Source organism: Streptomyces sp. NPDC041122, assembly GCF_055592445.1.
This window is the reverse complement of sequence record NZ_JBVIYQ010000005.1, coordinates 298832-319102: the sequence shown is the minus strand read 5'-3', so window position 1 is coordinate 319102 and position 20271 is coordinate 298832. Positions and strand designations below refer to the sequence as shown.

Below are 20271 nucleotides of genomic sequence, written 5' to 3'. Positions count from 1 at the left end.
ATCCGACCGGATTCTCCACGGGGGCCCTGCGACGTCTGCGTTATGAGGCCGAGGTGTCGGCCGGGCGGATGTAGATGCGCTGGCCGATCGCTGCGGCCTGCTGCACGATCCGGTTGACGGAGGCGGCGTCCACGACGGTGCTGTCCACGGCCGAGCCGTCGACATCGTCGAGTCGCATGATTTCGAAGCGCAAGGGCTTCTCCCTTCGTCTGGTCATCCTCCTGAAGGAGAACTGCTGGGTGGGAACCGTTGTGTTCCTGATGGGTACAACGAGTTGTCCCGTGCAAACATTCCCTACGCTAAGGAAATTTTTCGAGAACCTAATTACCTACGGGTAGCGAGAGCAGTTGTGTCCGCTGCGTGACCGGCGGGAGACTGGTGTCGATGAACCACGCCGATCTCAGCGCAGTCGACCCCGATGCCGTCGACCCGGGCCCCGCCGCACCCGGCGAGGCCGACATCAGCGCGCAGCTGGAGCGCACCAACGCCCTCCTCGTACGGGTGCTCGCGGAAGTGGCGAAGACACCTTCCACACACGCGATCTTCGTCGACGCCGGATATCTGTACGCGGCGGCGGGCCGGCTCGCCGCCGGTACCGAGGACCGGCGGGCCTTCGACCTCGACGCGGAGGGCCTCATCGACGCGCTCATCGACAAGGCCAGGACGATCTTCGCGGACAGCCGGCTGCTGCGGGTCTACTGGTACGACGGGGCGAGGCGCCGCATCCACACGACCGAGCAGCAGTCGATCGCCGAGCTGCCCGACGTCAAGGTCAGGCTCGGCAACCTCAACGCCAACAACCAGCAGAAGGGCGTCGACTCGCTGATCCGCAGCGACCTGGAGTCACTGGCGCGGTACCGCGCCATCAGCGACGCGGCGCTGATCGGCGGCGACGAGGACCTGGTCTCCGCGGTCGAGGCGGCGCAGGGGTACGGGGCGCGGGTGCACCTGTGGGGCATCGAGGCGCCCGACGGCCGCAACCAGGCGGAGGCGCTGCTGTGGGAGGTCGACAGCCAGCGCACGTTCGACCTCGACTTCTGCAAGCCGTACGTCACACGGCGCGCGATCGTGGCGTACGAGCCGGGCGGGGGCGCCGCCGCGCACCGGCCCACGCGGGAGGAGGTGCGCTTCGTCGGGGCGCAGATCGCCGCTAAGTGGCTGGCGTCGCGGGGCCGCGAGGCGCTGGTGGGCCTGCTGCCGGGCCACCCCTACCTGCCGGGTTCGGTGGACCAGGATCTGCTGGTGGAGGCGGAGGGGCTGCTGCAGTACTCCCTGCGCGGGCAGGCGGATCTGCGCAGGGCGCTGCGGGACGGCTTCTGGGAGCACGTGCAGGCGCAGTGCTGACGGGGTGCCGCGAGCTCAGTGGCGGTCCCAGAAGCCGGTCAGGGCCGCCGCCGTCCGCGTGGGGCGGTCGGTGTTGGGGGAGTGCTCGGCGCCGTGGATGACGGTGCGGTGGGCGTGCAGACGCTCCGCCATGTCGTCGAGGAGCGGCAGGGGCCAGGTGTCGTCGCGCTCGCCCGAGACGACGTGCTTGGGCAGCGGCAGGGCGGCGAGCTCGGCGACGCGGTCGGGTTCGGCGGAGAGCTGTCTGCCGGTGGCGATGAGCTGGGCGGGACTGTGCAGCAGCCAGCGGCGACGCAGGGCGGCTTCGTGCGCGTCGTCCGCCGACGCGCCGGCGGACGCGTCCTGAACGTCTTCGCGTTGCGGCTCCCGCGGCTCCTGCGGGTCCTGTGAGGCCTGGGCTTCCTGCGAGTCCTGTGCGTCCTGTGGGGGCGGCGGCACCATGGCCTGCATGGCCTGCCACACCTCGTCCATCGTCAGGGTGGCGAGGGCGTCCGCGAGCATCTTGGCGCGGGCCCGCTGTTCCGGGACGACGGCGGCGGGCCCCGACGACATGAGTGTGAGGGTGGCGAAGGGGCGCGGGTCGAGGAGTACGGCGGCGCGGGCGATCTGGCCGCCGAGGGAGTGCCCGAGCAGATGGAGCGGCGCCGGGTCGTCGAGCGCGGCGGCCTGCGCCAGCACGTCGAGGGCCAACTCGCCCTGCGCGTAAGGAGATTCATCGTGGCGGGGCCCCGGGGTCTCGTACTGCCCACGCCCGTCCACGGCCACCGCGCGATACCCGGCGCAGGCCAGCGGTTCGAGGAGGGCGATGAAGTCCTCCTTGCTCCCGGTGAACCCGGGAAGAAGGAGAACGGTCCCTCGCCGCGCGACGCCTTCTCCCGGCACCGCGTCGAGGACGGCGAAGTCACCACGGGGCGTGCGGAGGGGGCGCGCGGTGGCGCAGGAGGGCGGAAGAAAGGTCGGGGGCCTGCTCATGAGCTGAGGCTAACGGGTGGCCGGCGAGGGGCACCGCCGGGGCGTCACCGAGGCGGCGGTCGTCCCTTCCGTACGGCTCGCCGGTCAGGGCCTCGGTGCCGGGGCGCTGAGCCACGAGCAGCCCGGAGTCGCGGCGATGCGCCCGGCACGGCGAGGTCCCGATACGCGAAGGCCCGCCCCGGGTGTGGGGCGGGCCTTCGCGCAGGGGGTGGAGGGCTGCGGGTCAGCTCTCCGTCGCTTCTGCCGGTTCCGCCTTCTTGCGGGTGCGGCGGCGCGGTGCCACGACCGGCGCCCCGGCCTCGGCCGCGTCCACCGGAGCGGCGGCGGCCTTGCGGGTGCGGCGGCGGGGCTTGGCCTCGTCCGTCGCCTGGGCCGGGATCTCCGCCTCGACGGCCTCGGCTGCCTCAACCGTCTTGGCCGCGGTCTTGCGGGTGCGGCGCTTGGGCTTTTCGGCTTCGGCGTCGGGCGCGGTGACCTCGGGGGTGGTGGCCTCGGCGACGGTCTCCGCGGTCTTGCGGGTGCGGCGGCGCGGCTTGGTGGCCGGGGCCTCTGCCTCGGCTTCCGGGGCGGGTGCCTCGGCCGTCTTGGCCGTGGTCTTGCGGGTGCGGCGCTTGGGCTTTTCGGCTTCGGCGTCGGGCGCGGTGACCTCGGGGGTGGTGGCCTCGGTGACGGTCTCCGCGGTCTTGCGGGTGCGGCGGCGCGGCTTGGTGGCCGGGGCCTCTGCCTCGGCTTCCGGGGCGGGTGCCTCAACCGTCTTGGCTGCGGTCTTGCGGGTGCGGCGCTTGGGCTTTTCGGCCTCGGCGTCGGGCGCGGTGACCTCGGGGGTGGTGGCCTCGGTGACCGTCTCCGCCGCCTTGCGGGTGCGGCGGCGCGGCTTCGTGACCGGGGCCTCCGCCTCGGCCTCGGCCTCCGGAGCGGGTGCCTCGGTGGCCTCCGCGGCCGGAACCTCGGCGACCGTCTCGGCGGTCTTGCGGGTGCGGCGGCGCGGCTTCGACACCGGCGCCTCCGCCTCGACGACGGGCGCGGGCGCCTCGACGACGGGCGCGGACGCCGCGGCCTCGACGGTCGTCGTGGCCTCGGCCGTGGCCAGGGCCTCCGACCCCGCACCGGCACGGGTGCGCCGACGGCGGCGCGGTGTGCGCGGCTCGGTCGCCTCGGCGGCGGCCGGAGCGGTGGCCTCGGCCACCGGAGCGGCGCTCTCCGTCACCGCGGCGGCCGGAGCCGTCGCCGTGGCGTCGAGCGGGCTGCCGGCGCGCGTACGACGGCGGCGGCGCGGCGTACGGGCGGGGCGCTCGCGCTCGGCGGTCGCGGGGCCTGAGCCCGCGCGGTCCGAACGGTCGGAGCGGTCGGAGCGGTCCGAACGGTTGCGGTCACGGTCCTGGCCGCGACCACCGGAGCGACCGCCACGGCCGCGCCCACCGGTCTCGCCGAGGTCCTCGACCTCCTCCGCGCCCAGACCCGCACGGGTCCGCTCGGCACGCGGCAGCACACCCTTGGTGCCCGCCGGGATGTCCAGCTCCTCGTAGAGGTGCGGGGAGCTGGAGTACGTCTCGACCGGGTCGTTGAAGCCCAGGTCCAGCGCCTTGTTGATCAGCTGCCAGCGCGGGATGTCGTCCCAGTCGACCAGCGTGATCGCGATGCCCTTGGCGCCCGCGCGGCCGGTGCGGCCGATGCGGTGCAGATAGGTCTTCTCGTCCTCGGGGGACTGGTAGTTGATGACGTGCGTCACACCACCGACGTCGATGCCGCGCGCGGCCACGTCCGTGCAGACCAGCACGTCCACCTTGCCGTTGCGGAACGCCCGGAGCGCCTGCTCGCGCGCGCCCTGGCCGAGGTCGCCGTGGACCGCGCCCGAGGCGAAGCCCCGGCGCTCCAGCTGCTCGGCGATGTCGGCGGCCGTCCGCTTCGTACGGCAGAAGATCATCGCGAGTCCGCGGCCCTCGGCCTGCAGGATGCGCGCGACCATCTCGGGCTTGTCCATGTTGTGCGCGCGGAACACGTGCTGCTTGGTGTTCGCGACGGTCTGGCCCTCGTCGTCCGGCGCGGTGGCGCGGATGTGCGTGGGCTGCGACATGTAGCGGCGGGCGAGACCGATCACGGCGCCCGGCATGGTCGCCGAGAACAGCATCGTCTGGCGCTTCACCGGAAGCATGTTGATGATCTTCTCGACGTCGGGCAGGAAGCCCAGGTCGAGCATCTCGTCGGCCTCGTCGAGGACCAGGCACTTGACGTGCTTGAGGTCCAGCTTGCGCTGGCCCGCCAGGTCGAGGAGGCGGCCGGGGGTGCCCACCACGATGTCGATGCCCTTCCTGAGGGCCTCCACCTGCGGTTCGTAGGCACGGCCGCCGTATATGGCGAGGACGCGGACGTTGCGCGCCTTGCCGGCGGTCAGGAGGTCGTTCGTCACCTGCTGGCAGAGCTCACGGGTGGGAACGACGATGAGGGCCTGCGGCGCCTCGGTCAGCTGTTCGGGCTTGGCGCGGCCGGCCTCGACGTCGGCGGGGACGATCACGCGCTCCAGGAGCGGGAGGCCGAAGCCCAGCGTCTTGCCGGTGCCGGTCTTGGCCTGGCCGATGACGTCCGAGCCCGAAAGGGCGACGGGGAGCGTCATCTCCTGGATGGGAAAGGGATTGATGATGCCGACGGCTTCAAGGGCCTCGGCCGTCTCGGAAAGGATCCCGAGCTCTCGGAAAGTCGTAGTCAGGGCTATGCCTCTTCTGTGAGACGCGGCGTGAGGCGAACGCATGGGGGTCGTGACCGTGCCACTACCGCCGGCTGCTTGGGGGGCGGGCCGGGGGCGCGGGACCACTGCCTGCGCTCGAGCGCTCTTACCGCTGAGGTTCCCTCCTCGTGCCGTACGCAGCTGCGCGTACCGCCCGGAGGGCTGTCGGGTCGGAGCCGATCGGGCCACCGACCGGGCATCCTCATTCGTACGGCCCGACGAATATTCGGCGGGTGCATTACCACTCTACCCCGGAATCTCGCATGCGTGTCCGGCGAATACGTCACATGGTCGTCGTCACAGTCACTGACCAGGGCCTTACGCACTCCGGCAAGCGGGCTATTGTGCGCTTCATGGAGACGCCTGACACCCCTGCCGAATCCGCCCCCGAGCCCGCCGCCGAATCCGCCCCCGAACCCACCTCGGTCGCCGACCAGGACTGGGCGAAGGCCGCCGCCGCGCCCGAGTACCGGGCCGCGGTGGTCGACCTGCTCGGCGCGCTCGCCTACGGGGAGCTCGCGGCGTTCGAGCGCCTCGCGGAGGACGCGAAGCTGGCGCCGACGCTCGGCGACAAGGCGGAGCTGGCGAAGATGGCGTCGGCGGAGTTCCACCACTTCGAGCAGTTGCGGGACCGGCTCTCGGCGATCGGCGCGGAGCCGACCGCGGCGATGGAGCCGTTCGTCGCCGCGCTCGACGGCTTCCACCGGCAGACCGCGCCGTCCGACTGGCTGGAGGGCCTGGTCAAGGCGTACGTCGGCGACTCGATCGCCAGCGACTTCTACCGTGAGGTCGCGGCCCGCCTCGACGGCGACACCCGCGCGCTGGTGCTCGCGGTGCTCGACGACACGGGGCACGCGAGCTTCGCCGTGGAGAAGGTGCGGGCCGCGATCGACGCGGACCCGCGTGTGGGCGGGCGGCTCGCGCTCTGGGCGCGGCGGCTGATGGGGGAGGCGCTCTCCCAGTCGCAGCGGGTGGTCGCCGACCGGGACGCGCTGTCGACCATGCTGGTCGGGGGGGTGGCCGACGGGTTCGACCTCGCCGAGGTCGGGCGGATGTTCTCCCGGATCACCGAGGCGCACACCAAGCGGATGGCCGCGTTGGGCCTTGCGGCCTAGCTGGACGGTGGGGTTCGTTCTCGGGTGCGGGTGGGGTGTGGTTGCTCGCGCCGTTCCCCGCGCCCCTTAAGGGGTTCGTCTTTGGGTGCGGGCTTGTTGTGGTTGCTCGCGCCGTTCCCCGCGCCCCTTACGGGGCCCCGGGCCGCCCCCCGTGGGGCCCTCAGGCCCCGTGAGGGGGTGGGGTCAGGCCGTCGCCGAGTGGCGGAGTCTGGTGCCGGTGGGGCGGATCAGGAGCGACAGGAGAGCCGCCGAGACGGCCACCGCTCCTGTGAGTGTCGCGGTCGTGTGGCCGGAGCCGAGCGCCATGTGTGTGATGAAGGCGCCGATGAGCGCGCCGACGGGGCCCGTCGACAGGACGAGGCTGCGCGCGGGCAGCCGGTGCCCGAGCCGGTGCGCGGTGGCCCAGGCCAGGGCGAGGCCGAGCAGTGCGGAGCCGAGTGCTTCCAGAATCACGGTGATGCCCTCCCTTGCGGCCAGGTGCAAATCGGTCGTAGCCGGTCTACCCCCGGCGGCCGGAATGCAACCCTCCATGATCGGCGGGTCTCGCTCGCGGACGGGCAACACACGGGAAGGGCCCGGTGGTTGGAACCACCGGGCCCTTCTTCGTCCGCACGATGCGGCAGGAGCGTCCTACCGGGCGCTGAAGCCCACCTTGCGCGCGGTCGGCTCACCGAGCTCGACATACGCGAGGCGGTCGGCAGGGACCAGGACCTTGCGGCCGTGGTCGTCCACGAGGCTCAGCAGCGGCGACTTGCCGGTCAGCGCCTCGGACACCGCGTTCTCGACTTCCTCGGCGCTCTGGCCGCTCTCCAGCACGATCTCGCGGGGCGCGTACTGCACGCCGATCTTGACCTCCACGGCTTTTGTCCCTCCGACGGTCAGTCTGTGCGCGGCCGTCCGCGCCGTACCCAGCACACATTAGCCCGGTGAGGGGACGGCGAACGCCGCGGCCGTGCACGCCGGTAGCGAACACGGGACGGGAACAACATCGCGGGCGGTCAGTGGCCTTCCGTGCCGTGCAGCGGGAAGCCGGCGATGCCGCGCCAGGCGAGCGAGGTGATCAGCTCCACCGCCTTGTCGCGCGGGACCGTGCTGCCGCTGGCCAGCCAGTACCGGGCGACCACCTGGGAGTACCCGCCGAGGCCCACGGCGAGGAGCATCGCCTCGTCCCTGGGCAGGCCGGTGTCCTCGGCGATGACCTCGCAGATCGCCTCCGCGCACTGCAGCGTGACGCGGTCGACCCGCTCGCGCACCGCGGACTCGTTCGTCAGGTCCGACTCGAAGACCAGCCGGAAGGCACCGCCCTCGTTCTCGACGTACGCGAAGTAGGCGTCCATCGTCGCGGCGACGCGCAGCTTGTTGTCCGTGGTGGACGCCAGCGCCGTGCGCACCGACTGCAGCAGTGACTCGCAGTGCTGGTCGAGCAGGGCCAGGTAGAGGTCGAGCTTGCCCGGGAAGTGCTGGTAGAGCACCGGCTTGCTGACGCCGGCGCGCTCGGCGATGTCGTCCATCGCCGCCGCGTGGTAGCCCTGGGCGACGAAAACTTCCTGTGCCGCCCCGAGGAGCTGGTTGCGTCGGGCACGGCGCGGCAGGCGTGTGCCCCGCGGGCGTGCCGCCTCTGTCTGCTCGATGGCTGTCACGCCGCCTCCCAAATCGTCCGATGTGCGGTGAGCGCCGCGCCGCCATCGTACTTTTCGGTAACTGTGATGTGCGCGGTGCGAGCGCAGAATTTCACGGACTGGACGACCGCAGAAGGGCTGCCCGGCGGTGCGTAGCAGGGCAAACACGGTCAGGTCCGCGTCCGGGCGGCCGGCGGCCGCCCGGACGTTCAGCGGTAGTCGTCCTCGTCCAGGCTGACGACGCGGGCCTGTTCGGCCAGATCGGCCTCGTTGGCGGAGTCCGCGTCGATCTCCTCCATGGGGTCGTCGCGGCTGGGGGTGAGGTCGGCTTGCTGCTCGGCCGCGTCCGCCTCCGGCGCCTCGACGTCGGCCGTGGTCTCGGTTTCCGTCGTCTCGAAGGTGTCGGGATCGGTCGGGTCGACACTCATGTGCTGGCTCTCTTCCCTCGCGGTACGTGGAGGACCGTGGTGGACCTGGGGGTCCGAGTGCCCGCTTCGCCCTCTTTCCATGACTGTTCCCTGACGGTTTCCGTCAGCTGTTTCGAGCGTAGAAGAGACCCGGACGAGGCGCTACGCGGTCTGTGGGCGTTCTGTGACGCCGAACACGTGAACTACCGCGTGATCGTCTCGTAACATTGCCGCATGTCTGCGACCGACTTGCCGAACCTGCTGGCCACCGCCGCCGCCCCCAAGCCGGGTGCCGTGGCGGTCGCGGAGGGGGAGCGGCTCGACTCGGTCGGTCTGCCCGGGCTCAGCCTGACCGTGCGCTCCCGGCCCCCGGTCCGCCCCGGACTGCCGCCCGCGCTGTACGTGCACGGGCTCGGCGGATCCTCGCAGAACTGGTCGGCCCTGATGCCGCGGCTGGCGGACGTCGTCGACTGCGAGGCCATCGATCTGCCGGGGTTCGGGGACTCCCCGCCGCCGGACGACGGGGACTACTCCATCACCGGGCACGCCCGCGCGGTCATCCGCTATCTCGACGCGCGCGGCCGCGGGCCCGTCCACCTCTTCGGGAACTCGCTGGGCGGCGCGATCACGACGCGCGTCGCCGCGGTCCGGCCCGACCTCGTCCGTACGCTGACGCTGGTCTCGCCGGCCCTGCCCGAGCTGCGCGTGCAGCGCACGGCGGTGCCGACCGCGCTGCTCGCGGTGCCGGGCGTCACCGGGCTCTTCACCCGGCTCACCAGGGAGTGGACGGCCGAGCAGCGGGTGCGCGGGGTGCTCGGGCTCTGTTACGGGGATCCGGGCAGAGTGACGCCGGAGGGGTACGGCGCGGCGGTGCGGGAGATGGAGCGCAGGCTCCAGCTCCCTTATTTCTGGGACGCGATGACCCGTACGGCGCGCGGCATCGTGAACGCGTACACGCTCGGCGGCCAGCACGGGCTGTGGCGGCAGGCCGAGCGGGTGCTCGCGCCGACCCTGCTCGTGTACGGCGGGCGCGACCTGCTCGTCTCCTTCCGCATGGCGCGCAGGGCGGCGGCCGCGTTCCGCGACTCGCGGCTGTTGACGCTGCCGGACGCCGGACACGTGGCGATGATGGAGTACCCCGAGAGCGTGGCCACGGCCTTCCGTGAACTCCTCGTGGACACGGGCGAGTTGGATGGCGCGGCGGTCGGGGGCGGCGGCGGTGCGGTGGGCGCGCCGGGCGGCTCGCGCACGGGTTCGGGGAGCTGAGGCGGCGCGTGGGACGTCACAGCCGACGCGGTCCGGCGGACCAGATGGACACCTCAGACACGACGAGTAACTCGCGCACCCCGCGGTCCCGCACCGAGGGCACGCCGTCCGACCCCGCCCCCGGTACGGCCTCCGCGCCGTCGCGGGCGCCCGCACCCGGCACGGGCCGGCGCAGGCGCGCGGCGGAGGCGAAGGGCGAAGCGGCACAGGACGCGCCGGCGAACGGGACGCCCGGGCGTGGGACACCCGCGCGTGGGACGGCCACGCGGGGGGCGTCGTCGCACGAGACGCCCGCACACGGGACGCCCGCGTATGAGACGCCCGCGCACGGCACCCCGGCGCACGGTGTCGGGACCCCGGCGCCAGGGGCTCCGGCCCAAGGAATGCCCGCCCGCGGCACGTCTGCCCACGGGACGCCTCCGCACGGGACACCGGCCCACGGCACCCCCGCGCACGGCACGCCCGCCCAGGGAACCCCTCCGCACGGCACTCCTCCCCACGGCGTCCCCGCCCAGGGAACCCCTCCCCACGGCACCCCGAACCACGGCCTCTCGGACCACGGGCTCCCGAACCACGGCACCCCCCACGTCCGTGGCGGGCACCCCGAGCAGCGGGAGCCCGGCGGCGGATGGGGGGACGTCGGCGGGGCCGGGTCCGGTACCCGGCGCGGGCGCGACGTTCCCGGCCCCCGGCAGGACTACGTCGCCGCCTTCCCCGACGAGCTCCCCGAAGGATTCGTGCCCGCGGTCGAGGCGGGCGAAGGGCCTCCCGCGCCCCGTGACCCGTACGCCTCCGTCACCGACTGGGACGACGCGGACGGGCTGCACCCCGACGACCGGGGCGGCGACGGGCCGGACACCGGCGACGGCAAGCGGCGCCGCGGTCGGGCCCTGGCCGTCGTCGCGGTCGCCGCCGTGACCACCGTGGTCGCGGTCGTCGTGGCGGCCCAGTTCGCCGGCGGGTCCAAGGGCTCGGCGGCGGGGACGAAGGCGGCCCCCGGCGGCGCCCGCGACACCGAGGACCCCGCCTCCCGCTCGGACCGCAGGCCGACGCCGGCCAAGGCGCCGGAGACGTACGACGACAAGATGCGCAAGAAGTTCCCGATGGACCCCAAGCTCAAGGCGTCCGGCGACTTCGAGGCGATGTCCGGGTTCGACAAGGCGCCCGGCAAGGGGCAGCTGTTCCGCTACCGCGTCGACGTCGAGAAGGGGCTCGGGCTCGACGGCGAGCTCTTCGCGCAGGCCGTCCAGAAGACCCTGAACGACGACCGCAGCTGGGCGCACGCCCATGCCCGCACCTTCGAGCGGATCTCGTCCGGCAAGCCCGACTTCGTCGTCACGCTGGCGAGCCCCGGGACCACCGGGACCTGGTGCGCCAAGTCCGGCCTGGACACCACCCAGGACAACGTGTCGTGCGACTCCGCGGCGACGGACCGCGTGATGATCAACGCCTATCGGTGGGCGCAGGGCGCCAGGACCTACGGCGACGCGGTCAAGAAGGAGTTCGGCAGCGCGATCCTGCCGTACCGGCAGATGCTCATCAACCACGAGGTCGGGCACCGGCTCGGCCACAACCACACGGACTGCGCCAAGAGCGGCGACCTCGCGCCCGTCATGCAGCAGCAGACGAAGTTCCTGGAGCACGACGGCATCACATGCAAGGCCAACCCCTGGGTGTTCCCGAAGAGTTGAGGTCGCGGGGCCGCCCGGGGGCTGATTCCGCTTTGACATCTGTCGGAAGTTCGTTCATATTTCTCCGCATGTCGAACCCTCACGCCCCGTCGAGCGCAGCCATCGAGCTCGCGCTGTTCGGCGTGACCGCGCTCTGCGTGGCCGACATCCACTGTTGCTGACGCCCGCCCCGGCGAGTGCGTCGCTCTCTCCCGGCTGGGCCGGCTCCCGCCGCCCCGTAGCCGACCGACGGTCCCTCCGCAGCCCCTGACGGCCGCGCCCGACCGCACCCGGTCGGCCGGTGGCGACGGCCGTCGTCAGGCCCGGTCGTTCCCCGCCGCTTCACGCGTCGGCCCTTCGCGTCGCCTCCGGGGCGAGCTCTGCTCGGTCTGTCTCGATTTCACCTGATCCGCCGCCCCGCGCGGCGACCCCCGAGAGGTCTTCTTCCGATGCGCCAACCGTCCGTCATAGCCCGCCGCGTGGCAGCGGCATCCGTCAGCCTGGTCCTGGCCGGGGGCGTCGCCGCCTGCGCGGGCCCGAAGGACAACGACGCCGGGAGCGGCGGCGACGGCAAGCCCGCCAAGGGCGGCACCCTCACCGTCCTCAACCGCGACCCGCAGACCGACTTCGACCCCGCGCGGCTCTACACCTCCGGCGGCGGCAACGTGCCGAGCCTCGTCTTCCGCACGCTGACCACCCGCAACCGCGAGAACGGCGCGAAGGGCGCGGAGGTCGTGCCGGACCTCGCCACGGACCTCGGCAAGCCGAGCAAGAACGCCACGGTGTGGACGTACACCCTGAAGAAGGGGCTCAAGTACGAGGACGGCACGCCGATCACCTCCGCCGACGTGAAGTACGGCATCGAGCGCTCCTTCGCCGCCGAACTCAGCGGTGGCGCACCCTACTTGAGGGACTGGCTCGTCGGGGGCGACAAGTACCAGGGGCCGTACAAGGACAAGAGCGGCAAGGGGCTGGAGTCGATCGAGACGCCCGACGCGCGCACCATCGTCTTCCATCTGAACAAGCCCGAGGGCGAGTTCCCCTACCTGGCGACCCAGACGCAGTTCACGCCGGTGCCCAAGAGCAAGGACAAGGGCACCAAGTACGAGGAGCACCCGGTCTCTTCCGGCCCCTACAAGGTCGTCGAGAACGTCAACGACGGGGAGCGGGTGCGGCTGGAGCGCAACCCGCACTGGTCCGCGGCGACCGACCCCGAGCGCAAGGCCTACCCGGACGTCATCGACGTACGGTCCGGGCTCGACTCGTCCGTCATCAACCAGCGGCTCTCCGCGGGCCAGGGCGCGGACGCCGCCGCCGTCACCACCGACACCAACCTCGGCCCGGCCGAACTCGCCAAGGTCAGCGGCGACAAGAACCTCGCCTCGCACGTCGGCACCGGACACTTCGGCTACACCAACTACCTCGCCTTCAACCCGAAGGTGAAGCCCTTCGACGACCCGAAGGTGCGCCAGGCCGTCTCGTACGCCGTGGACCGCTCCTCGGTCGTCAACGCCGCGGGCGGCTCCTCGCTCGCCGAGCCCGCCACCACGTACCTGCCGAACCAGAAGTCCTTCGGATACACGAAGTACGACCACTTCCCGGCGGGCCCCAACGGCGACCCGAAGAAGGCCAGGGAGCTCCTGAAGGAGGCCGGGCACAAGGACGGGCTGACCATCACGCTCACCCACTCCAACGCCAAGGACTTCGAGACCAGCCCCGAGATCGCCACCGCGATCCAGGACGCCCTGAAGAAGGCCGGAATCACCGTCAAGCTGCGCGGACTGGAGGACAACGACTACAAGGACAAGGTGCACAGCGCAAAGGACGAGCCCGGTCTCTTCCTCGCCCACTGGGGTGCCGACTGGCCCTCCGGCGGCCCCTTCCTCGCCCCGATCTTCGACGGCCGGCAGATCGTGAAGGACGGCGCCAACTTCAACACCGGCTTCCTGGACGACACGTCGGTCAACCACGAGATCGACGAGATCAACAAGCTGACCGACCTGAAGGCCGCCGCCGCGCGCTGGGGCGCCCTCGACAAGAAGATCGGTGAGCGGGCGCTGACCGTGCCGCTCTTCCACCCGGTCTACAAGCGCCTGTACGGCAAGGACATCAAGAACGTCGTCATCAGCGACTGGACCGGTGTCCTCGACGTCTCCCAGGTCGCGGTGAAGTAGTCGTGACGACCTTCTGGCGGCGGTTGCGCGAACAGCGCGCCGCCCTCGTCGCGGCGGGCGTCGTCGCGCTGCTCGTCCTGGTGGCGCTCGCCGCGCCGCTGCTCACCGCCCTGGAAGGGCAGGACCCCACCACGTACCACCCGGATCTCATCGACTCGGCGCGCGGCGGCGTGCCGGTCGGGTCGTTCGGCGGGATCGGCGGCGAGCACTGGCTCGGCGTCGAGCCGCAGACCGGCCGCGACCTCTTCGCCCGCCTCGTCTACGGGGCGCGGGTCTCGCTCGGCGTCGCGCTCGCCGCGACCGTCGTGCAGGTGGTCCTCGGCGTCGTCATCGGGGTCGCCGCGGGCATCGGCAACCGCTGGGTGGACCTGCTGCTCAGCCGCGCCACCGACGTCATGGTGGCGCTGCCGCTGGTGGTGCTCGCGCTCGCGCTGATGGCGATCGTGCCCAGCGGCTTCCCGCGCCCCGTGCTCGTCGCCCTCGTCATCGGGCTCGTCGCCTGGGGAAACATGGCCAAGATCGTGCGCGCGCAGACCGTCACGCTCAAGGAACTCGACCACGTGGCCGCGGCGCGGCTCAGCGGCTGGGGCGCCGTGCGGATCGCCCGGCGCGAGCTGCTGCCCGCGCTCGCCGCGCCCGTCATCACCTACGCCGCGCTGCTCGTGCCGGTGAACATCACGGTCGAGGCCGCGCTGTCCTTCCTCGGCGTCGGCGTGAAGCCGCCGACCGCCTCGTGGGGACAGATGCTCACGTCCGCGGACGTCTGGTACCAGGCGGCGCCGCAGTACCTGCTGTACCCGGCGGTCGCGCTGTTCGTGACCGTACTCGCGCTCACCGTGCTCGGTGACGGGGTGCGCACCGCGCTCGACCCGCGCGCCGCCTCGCGGCTGCGGATCGGCGCGGGCCGCAGGCAGGAGGCCAAGGCGTGACCGGATTCCTGCTGCGGCGCCTCATCGGCGCCGTCCTCACCCTGTTCGTCATCTCGGTGGTCATCTACGCGGTGTTCTACGCCGCGCCGGGCGACGTCGCCCAGATCACCTGCGGCCCGCGCTGCTCGCCCGCCCAAGTGCAGCAGGTCGCCGAGCAGTTGCGTCTCGACGACCCCCTGTACGTCCGCTACTGGGACTTCCTCCAGGGCCTCGTCGTCGGCCAGGACTACTCGACGGGCACGGGAGTGGAGCACTGCGACGCGCCCTGCCTCGGCCTCTCCTACCAGAGCGACCAGCAGGTCACCACGCTGATCATGACGAAGCTGCCGGTCACCGCGTCCCTCGCGCTCGGCGCGATGGTGCTGTGGCTGATCCTCGGCGTGGGCACCGGCGTGCTCGCCGCCTGGCGGCGCGGCCGGCTCAGCGAGCGGGTCCTGACCGCCGTCACGCTCGCGGGCACCGCGACACCCGTCTTCGTGATCGGCCTGCTGCTGATGATCGTGGTCTGCGGCCAGCTCCAGTGGCTGCCCTTCCCGCAGTACGTGCCCTTCGCGGACGACCCGACGCAGTGGGCGTGGAACCTGCTCCTGCCCTGGCTCTCGCTCGCGCTGATCGAGGCCGCCAAGTACGCGCGCCTGACCCGTTCCTCGATGCTGGAGACGCTCGCCGAGGACCATGTGCGGACCTTCCGCGCGTACGGCGTGGGGGAGCGCTCCATCATCGGCAGGCACGCGCTGCGGGGTGCCGCGGCCCCCGTCATCGCGCTGACCGCCAACGACTTCGGGTCCATGTTCGGGGGCGCCGTGCTCAGCGAGACGCTGTTCGGCCTTCCGGGGATCGGCCGTGAACTCGTGCACGCGGTCAAGGTCGTCGACCTGCCGGTGGTGGTCGGGCTCGTCATGGTCACCGGCTTCTTCGTGGTGCTCGCCAATGCCGTCGCGGACGTCCTGTACGCGGTGGCCGACCGACGGGTGGTGCTGTCGTGAGTCTCGTCCAAGTCGACGACCTGAGCGTGGAGTTCGGGTCGGGCGTGCGCGCCGTCGACGGGCTCTCCTTCTCGCTGGCGGCGGGCGGCGCGCTAGCCCTGGTCGGCGAGTCGGGGTCCGGCAAGTCGACCGTGGCGTCCGCGCTGCTCGGGCTGCACCGGGGCACCGGCGCGCGGGTCACCGGGTCGGTCCTCGTCGACGGCGTCGATGTGCAGGGGGCGACGGACGCCGAACTGCGGCGGCTGCGCGGCGGGAAGGCCGCGATGGTCTTCCAGGACCCGCTCTCCTCCCTCGACCCGTACTACGCGGTCGGCGACCAGATCGCCGAGGTGTACCGGGTGCACACCGGGGCGTCCCGGCGGGCGGCACGCGCGCGTGCGGTGGAGGTGCTCGACCGGGTCGGCATCCCCGACGCCGCGCGCCGGTCGCGGTCGCGCCCGCACGAGTTCAGCGGCGGCATGCGGCAACGCACCCTGATCGCCATGGCGTTGGCCTGCGAGCCCGCGCTGCTCGTCGCCGACGAACCGACCACCGCGCTCGACGTCACCGTGCAGGCCCAGATCCTCGACATGCTGCACACGCTGCGCCAGGAGACCGGCATGGGGCTGCTCCTGGTCACCCACGACGTGGGCGTCGCCGCGGAGAGCGTCGAGGAGGTCCTGGTCATGCGGGGCGGGCGCGCGGTGGAGCGCGGGGCGGTACGCGAGGTCCTGGGGGCGCCGCGGGAGGCGTACACGCGGGAACTGCTCGGGGCCGTGCCGCGGGTGGACTCGCCGCTCGCGCGGCGCGCGGGGGAGGGGCGCGGTCCCTCCGGCGAGGAGGGCGAGCTCGCCGGGACGGAGCACGCGGAAGGCGAGGTGGTGCTCGAAGCCGTCGGCCTGCGGCGGGAGTTCGGGCGCGGCCGGCACGCGGTCACCGCCGTCGACGACATCTCGCTCACGGTCCGCCGCGGGGAGACCCTCGGCATCGTGGGCGAGAGCGGCAGCGGCAAGACCACGCTCGGCCGGATGCTGGTCGGCCTCCTGGAGCCGACCGCGGGGGTGCTCCGCCACGGGGGTGTGGAGCACCCCGGCGGCCGGGTGGCCCCCGGGGTGCAGATGGTGTTCCAGGACCCCGTCTCCTCGCTCAACCCGCGCCGCTCGATCGGCGAGTCCATCGCGGACCCGCTGCGGGCGCGGGGCGAGAGCGACCCCTTCGTACGGGAGCGGGTGCGGGAACTCCTGGCGCGCGTCGGGCTCGACCCGGCGCACTACGGCCGCTACCCGCACGAGTTCAGCGGCGGACAGCGCCAGCGCGTCGGCATCGCGCGGGCGCTCGCCGCCGAGCCCCGGCTCATCGTCTGCGACGAGCCGGTGTCGGCCCTCGACGTGACGACGCAGGCGCAAGTGACCACGCTGCTCGCCGAGTTGCAGCGGGAGCTCGGACTCGCGCTGGTCTTCGTCGCGCACGATCTCGCGGTGGTCCGTCAGGTCAGCGACCGGGTCGCCGTGATGCGACGGGGCCGGATCGTCGAGCAGGGCACCGTGGCGGAGGTCTACGGGGCGCCCCGGGACCCGTACACCGAACGGCTGCTCGCCGCCGTCCCCGCGCTCGACCCGGAGGTGGCGGCGGCGCGCAGGGAGGCGCGGCGCGAGCTGGTGGGGTCCGTCCGGCCCCGCGAGGAACCGGCGGGGGTCTGACCTTCGGTCCGCGGGCGGGGTGCCGGCCGGCACCCCGCTGGCCGCAGCCTGACTCTCCGTAGCGAAACTGGGCTTCCGGGCCGCCATAGCGCGACAGAACGCTACCGGCGCGGGAAAGTTACTGCCGTTCACCCCTTTTGGTGGTGCGACGGACAACCGTCCGTCGCACCACCCGCATGACCGCATACGTTCGTCCCGCTGCGAGCCGCCGGCCCAACGGCGGCTCCCCAGACGGGAGATCGGGGGTGCGCTCGTGCGCGTCGGACTGCTTACGGAGGGTGGCTATCCGTATGTGAGCGGTGAGGCCAGGCTCTGGTGCGACCGGCTGGTGCGCGGGCTCGGGCAGCACGAGTTCGACGTCTACGCCCTCAGCCGCAGCGAGCGCCAGGAGGCTCAGGGCTGGGTCGAACTGCCGCCCCAGGTCGGCCGGGTGCGCACCGCTCCGCTGTGGAACGCCGACGACGAGGCGCTCCGTGCCGCGGGACCGCGCGGCGGGCGCGGACGGCGGGCCCGGCGCCGGTTCGCCGAGTGCTTCGGGGAGCTGGCCGACGTGGTGTGCCGGGGTGGCGGCGGCGCCCGGGACGACGGGGCGGACGGCACCCGCGAGGGCGGGGAGGACGGCACCCGCGACGGCCGGTCGGGGGGCCGGCACGGCGCGGTGGCGGACCGTTTCAGCAACGCTCTGTACGGGCTCGCCGAGCTGGCCCGCGACGAGGGCGGACTGGTGGGCGCGCTGCGCTCCGAATCCGCCGTCCGCGCCCTGGAGCGCGCCTGCCGCGCGCCCGGCGCACTCCACCCCGCCCGCGCCGCGCGCGTGCCCGATCTGCTCACCGCCGCGGGCCTGATGGAGCGGGCGCTGCGGCCGCTCTCCCTGGACTGGTACGACGCCGACGGCCTCGGCGCCGTCGACCTGTGCCACGCCACCTCCGGCGGGCCCGCGGCGCTGCCCGGGCTGCTGGCCGGGCACTTCGCGGGGGTCCCGCTGCTCGTGACCGAGTACGGCGTACAGCTGCGGGCCCACCACCTCGCCACCGGCGACACGGACCTGAGCGCGCCCGCCCGGGCGCTGCTCGCCTCCTTCCACGGGCTGCTCGCGGCCGAGGTGTACCGCGGGGCGACCCTCATCACCCCCGGCAACACCCACGCCCGGCGCTGGCAGGAGCGGTGCGGCGCCGATCGCGCCAAGCTGCGCACGGTCCACCCCGGCATGGCGGCCGACCGCTTCACGGAGATCGGCGAGGGCGGCTACGACGACTTCGCGGCCGACCCCGACACGCTGCTGTGGGTCGGCCGCATCGAGCCCGCCAAGGACCTGATCTCGCTGCTGCACGCCTTCGCGGAGATCCGCGCTGAGGTGCCGGGGGCGCGGCTGCGGATCGTCGGGGCGCCGGCCGAGGAACCCGAGGCGCGGGCGTATCTCGCGCACTGCCGGGCCCTCGCCGCGCAGCTCTTCCCCGACGAGGCGGCGGGCGCGCACGCCGTCGGCGACAACCCCGTCTCCTTCGAGGAGATCGGCGGCCCGGACGTGCCCGAACTCGCCGACGCGTACGCCTGCGGCGGCATCGTCGTCCTCTCCAGCGTCGTCGAGGGCTTTCCGATCAGCCTGGTCGAGGCCATGTTCTGCGGACGCGCGACCGTCTCGACGGACGTCGGCGCGGTGGTGGAGGTCATCGGCGGTACGGGGCTCGTGGTGCCGCCGCGCAATCCGCGGGCGCTCGCGGAGGCGTGCGTGGCGTTGCTGCGCGACCCCGGCCGGCGTGCGCGCCTGGGGGCGGCGGCGCGGGCGCGGGCCCTCGAACTCTTCACGGTAGAGCAGAACGTGACGGCATTTCGAAGCATTTACCTGGAGATCGTCTCGCACTGCCCGGTGCGGAGGGACGCGGTCGACGGGACGGGCGAACCGGTGCCGTTCGCCCACCCCGCGGAGGCCTGCCTGCCCGGACGGTGGGCGGTCGCGGTGGGCCCCGGGGCGGCCGACCCGGAGCCGGGGGCGGAGGCCCCCTGCGTACCGAGCTGGGCGGCGCCGGAGGGGTCGGAGAGAAGGGAGGGGGCGGCGGTATGAAGCGACACGAGGAAACCACCGGCGCGGTGGACGCGCCGCGCGCTCCGCGGGGTGCGGACGGCTGGGACGCACGCTCTGAGGAACTCCTCGCGGACCGGGCGGCCGGCCCCCCGCACCCCGGCGACCCCCGCCCCCCGCACCCCGCCACCCCGCACCCCAAGCCCCGCCGCCGCGGCGCCGTCGACCCCGTCAAGGCCCTCATGCACCGGCACCGTGAACTCTGTGAGCGGGCCGTCGATCCGTTGGAGATCGCGGCGGGGCTGGAGGCCCACGGCGTCACCGACCGCGCGGCCGCACGGTTCCGGCACCGGGACGTGTTCGCACTGGCCGAGGAGATGTACGCGCGCGTGCCCCGCGACGGCGCGGACGACGGCACGCTCCCGGACCCCGACCCGCACCGGGGTGTCCGTACCGACATACCCGGCGCGCCCGCCGGCTGGGCCCTCGTCGCGCTGCTGCCCGGCGCCGTCTGCGCGGCGGGCGTGGCCGGGCTGGCCCTCGCCGGGGGCACCGCGCGGCTCGTGGCCGGCCTGGTCGCCGCGCTCGCCGTGGCCGTGGCCCTCCACGTCGCCCTGCGGCACGGACCGCTGCGCGCCGCGGGGCACGCCGTGCCCGCCACCCGCGCGTGGACGTGCTGGCTCCTCGCGTACGCCCTGCTCGGCGACGGTGTGCTGCGCGGCGTCGTCGCGGGCGGACCGGACGGGCCCGGTGACCTCTGGGACCCGGCGCTCGCCCCGCTGCTCGGCCTCGCCCTCGCCGTGGCGCCCGCCGCCTGGTGCGCCCGCCTCTTCGCCGTACGGGCCGGGGCCCGCCTCACCGCAAGCCGCGGCCTCGACGAATTCGCCTCCTCCGTAAGGCCGTTGCTCCTCGGCGTGGTCGCGCTGTTCCTGGCGGCGCTCGGGGCGCTGCTCGCCGCCTGCGACGCGCTGGCCGGACCGGCCGCCGACCGGGCGGGCCTCGCCGCCCACCCCGCCGGCGGCCCGCCCGCACTCCTCGGCGCCGCCGCCCTCGGCGCGCTCCTGCTGCTCGCCCGCCTCCTCGGCGCGTACGGCTTCACGCGCGCCCCCGCCCTGCTCCTGGGCGCCGCCGGTGCCTGCGAAGCCACCGCCCTGGCCCTGGTCCTCGCGGGCCGGCTGCCCACCTGCGACCCGCTGGCCGTGCCCGTCACCGCCGCCGTCGACGCCTGGGGCCCCGGCGTCGTACCGGCCGCCGCGTGCGGCGCCGCCGCCCTCGCCCTCCTGGTCCACGCGGCCAGGACCCTGACCCTCGCCTCGGCCCACGCCGGTCCCCGTGACGCGCCGTGACACCGAAAGCGGCCCGACCACT

The 20271-nt window shown here is 73.4% G+C and carries 18 protein-coding genes; 11 read left to right on the top strand and 7 right to left on the bottom strand.

The window, feature by feature from the left end:
* Positions 1–40: 40 nt before the first annotated feature.
* Positions 41–193 carry a hypothetical protein gene (locus ACZ6B8_RS20280; protein ID WP_266659153.1) on the bottom strand — a complete coding sequence of 51 codons (153 nt, stop codon included), beginning with the start codon at positions 191–193 and terminating at the stop codon, positions 41–43.
* 191 nt (positions 194–384) lie between these two features.
* Here ACZ6B8_RS20280 and ACZ6B8_RS20275 point away from each other — a divergent pair, with 191 nt between their 5' ends.
* Positions 385–1344: an NYN domain-containing protein gene (locus ACZ6B8_RS20275; protein ID WP_471608070.1), complete on the top strand. Its 960-nt coding sequence runs from the start codon at positions 385–387 to the stop codon at positions 1342–1344.
* Between the two features lie 15 nt (positions 1345–1359).
* Here ACZ6B8_RS20275 and ACZ6B8_RS20270 read toward each other — a convergent pair whose 3' ends face one another.
* Positions 1360–2316: an alpha/beta fold hydrolase gene (locus tag ACZ6B8_RS20270; RefSeq protein ID WP_471608069.1), complete on the bottom strand. Its 957-nt coding sequence runs from the start codon at positions 2314–2316 to the stop codon at positions 1360–1362.
* 223 nt (positions 2317–2539) lie between these two features.
* Positions 2540–4927, bottom strand: a complete 2388-nt coding sequence (locus tag ACZ6B8_RS20265; protein ID WP_471608068.1) for a DEAD/DEAH box helicase — start codon at positions 4925–4927, stop codon at positions 2540–2542.
* 455 nt (positions 4928–5382) lie between these two features.
* Here ACZ6B8_RS20265 and ACZ6B8_RS20260 point away from each other — a divergent pair, with 455 nt between their 5' ends.
* Complete coding sequence (locus tag ACZ6B8_RS20260) at positions 5383–6153, top strand: ferritin-like fold-containing protein (RefSeq protein WP_471079932.1); 771 nt, start codon at positions 5383–5385, stop codon at positions 6151–6153.
* A gap of 183 nt (positions 6154–6336) precedes the next feature.
* On the opposite strand, the gene ACZ6B8_RS20255 is transcribed toward ACZ6B8_RS20260, so the two are convergent.
* The 4 genes from ACZ6B8_RS20255 to ACZ6B8_RS20240 all read right to left on the bottom strand — a co-directional run bounded on the left by ACZ6B8_RS20255 (position 6337) and on the right by ACZ6B8_RS20240 (position 8200).
* On the bottom strand, positions 6337–6606 hold the full coding sequence (locus ACZ6B8_RS20255; protein WP_471079101.1) for a hypothetical protein: 270 nt from the start codon (positions 6604–6606) through the stop codon (positions 6337–6339).
* A gap of 177 nt (positions 6607–6783) precedes the next feature.
* Positions 6784–7011, bottom strand: coding sequence for a DUF3107 domain-containing protein (locus ACZ6B8_RS20250; RefSeq protein ID WP_471608067.1), 228 nt, complete (start codon positions 7009–7011; stop codon positions 6784–6786).
* A gap of 140 nt (positions 7012–7151) precedes the next feature.
* Positions 7152–7793, bottom strand: coding sequence for a TetR/AcrR family transcriptional regulator (locus ACZ6B8_RS20245; protein ID WP_355803109.1), 642 nt, complete (start codon positions 7791–7793; stop codon positions 7152–7154).
* Positions 7794–7981: 188 nt separating this feature from the next.
* Positions 7982–8200: a hypothetical protein gene (locus ACZ6B8_RS20240; RefSeq protein ID WP_471608066.1), complete on the bottom strand. Its 219-nt coding sequence runs from the start codon at positions 8198–8200 to the stop codon at positions 7982–7984.
* 213 nt (positions 8201–8413) lie between these two features.
* Here ACZ6B8_RS20240 and ACZ6B8_RS20235 point away from each other — a divergent pair, with 213 nt between their 5' ends.
* The 9 genes from ACZ6B8_RS20235 (at position 8414) to ACZ6B8_RS20195 (ending at position 20249) form a co-directional block, all read left to right on the top strand.
* Positions 8414–9445, top strand: coding sequence for an alpha/beta fold hydrolase (locus tag ACZ6B8_RS20235; protein ID WP_471079109.1), 1032 nt, complete (start codon positions 8414–8416; stop codon positions 9443–9445).
* 737 nt (positions 9446–10182) lie between these two features.
* Positions 10183–11136 carry a DUF3152 domain-containing protein gene (locus tag ACZ6B8_RS20230; protein ID WP_471608065.1) on the top strand — a complete coding sequence of 318 codons (954 nt, stop codon included), beginning with the start codon at positions 10183–10185 and terminating at the stop codon, positions 11134–11136.
* 68 nt (positions 11137–11204) lie between these two features.
* Positions 11205–11297, top strand: a complete 93-nt coding sequence (locus ACZ6B8_RS20225; RefSeq protein WP_471079115.1) for an Ms4533A family Cys-rich leader peptide — start codon at positions 11205–11207, stop codon at positions 11295–11297.
* 267 nt (positions 11298–11564) lie between these two features.
* On the top strand, positions 11565–13289 hold the full coding sequence (locus ACZ6B8_RS20220) for an ABC transporter substrate-binding protein (RefSeq protein ID WP_471079118.1): 1725 nt from the start codon (positions 11565–11567) through the stop codon (positions 13287–13289).
* Positions 13290–13291: 2 nt separating this feature from the next.
* Positions 13292–14218, top strand: a complete 927-nt coding sequence (locus ACZ6B8_RS20215; RefSeq protein WP_471079121.1) for an ABC transporter permease — start codon at positions 13292–13294, stop codon at positions 14216–14218.
* Positions 14215–15204: an ABC transporter permease gene (locus ACZ6B8_RS20210; protein WP_471079124.1), complete on the top strand. Its 990-nt coding sequence runs from the start codon at positions 14215–14217 to the stop codon at positions 15202–15204. The genes ACZ6B8_RS20215 and ACZ6B8_RS20210 overlap by 4 nt, the downstream gene beginning before the upstream one ends.
* A complete protein-coding gene (locus ACZ6B8_RS20205) occupies positions 15201–16883 on the top strand; it encodes a dipeptide ABC transporter ATP-binding protein (protein WP_471608064.1) in 1683 nt (560 codons plus the stop codon). Before ACZ6B8_RS20210 ends, ACZ6B8_RS20205 begins: the two co-directional genes overlap by 4 nt.
* A gap of 253 nt (positions 16884–17136) precedes the next feature.
* Positions 17137–18945 carry a DUF3492 domain-containing protein gene (locus tag ACZ6B8_RS20200; protein ID WP_471608063.1) on the top strand — a complete coding sequence of 603 codons (1809 nt, stop codon included), beginning with the start codon at positions 17137–17139 and terminating at the stop codon, positions 18943–18945.
* Complete coding sequence (locus ACZ6B8_RS20195; protein ID WP_471608062.1) at positions 18942–20249, top strand: hypothetical protein; 1308 nt, start codon at positions 18942–18944, stop codon at positions 20247–20249. The genes ACZ6B8_RS20200 and ACZ6B8_RS20195 overlap by 4 nt, the downstream gene beginning before the upstream one ends.
* The last annotated feature ends 22 nt before the right edge of the window (positions 20250–20271 follow it).

Coding starts and splice junctions, on each gene's coding strand:
- ACZ6B8_RS20275 (WP_471608070.1), top strand. CDS start 385: ATGAACCACGCCGATCTCAGCGCAGTCGACCCCGATGCCGTCGACCCG.
- ACZ6B8_RS20270 (WP_471608069.1), bottom strand. CDS start 2,316: ATGAGCAGGCCCCCGACCTTTCTTCCGCCCTCCTGCGCCACCGCGCGC.
- ACZ6B8_RS20265 (WP_471608068.1), bottom strand. CDS start 4,927: ATGACGCTCCCCGTCGCCCTTTCGGGCTCGGACGTCATCGGCCAGGCC.
- ACZ6B8_RS20240 (WP_471608066.1), bottom strand. CDS start 8,200: ATGAGTGTCGACCCGACCGATCCCGACACCTTCGAGACGACGGAAACC.
- ACZ6B8_RS20235 (WP_471079109.1), top strand. CDS start 8,414: ATGTCTGCGACCGACTTGCCGAACCTGCTGGCCACCGCCGCCGCCCCC.
- ACZ6B8_RS20225 (WP_471079115.1), top strand. CDS start 11,205: ATGTCGAACCCTCACGCCCCGTCGAGCGCAGCCATCGAGCTCGCGCTG.
- ACZ6B8_RS20220 (WP_471079118.1), top strand. CDS start 11,565: ATGCGCCAACCGTCCGTCATAGCCCGCCGCGTGGCAGCGGCATCCGTC.
- ACZ6B8_RS20195 (WP_471608062.1), top strand. CDS start 18,942: ATGAAGCGACACGAGGAAACCACCGGCGCGGTGGACGCGCCGCGCGCT.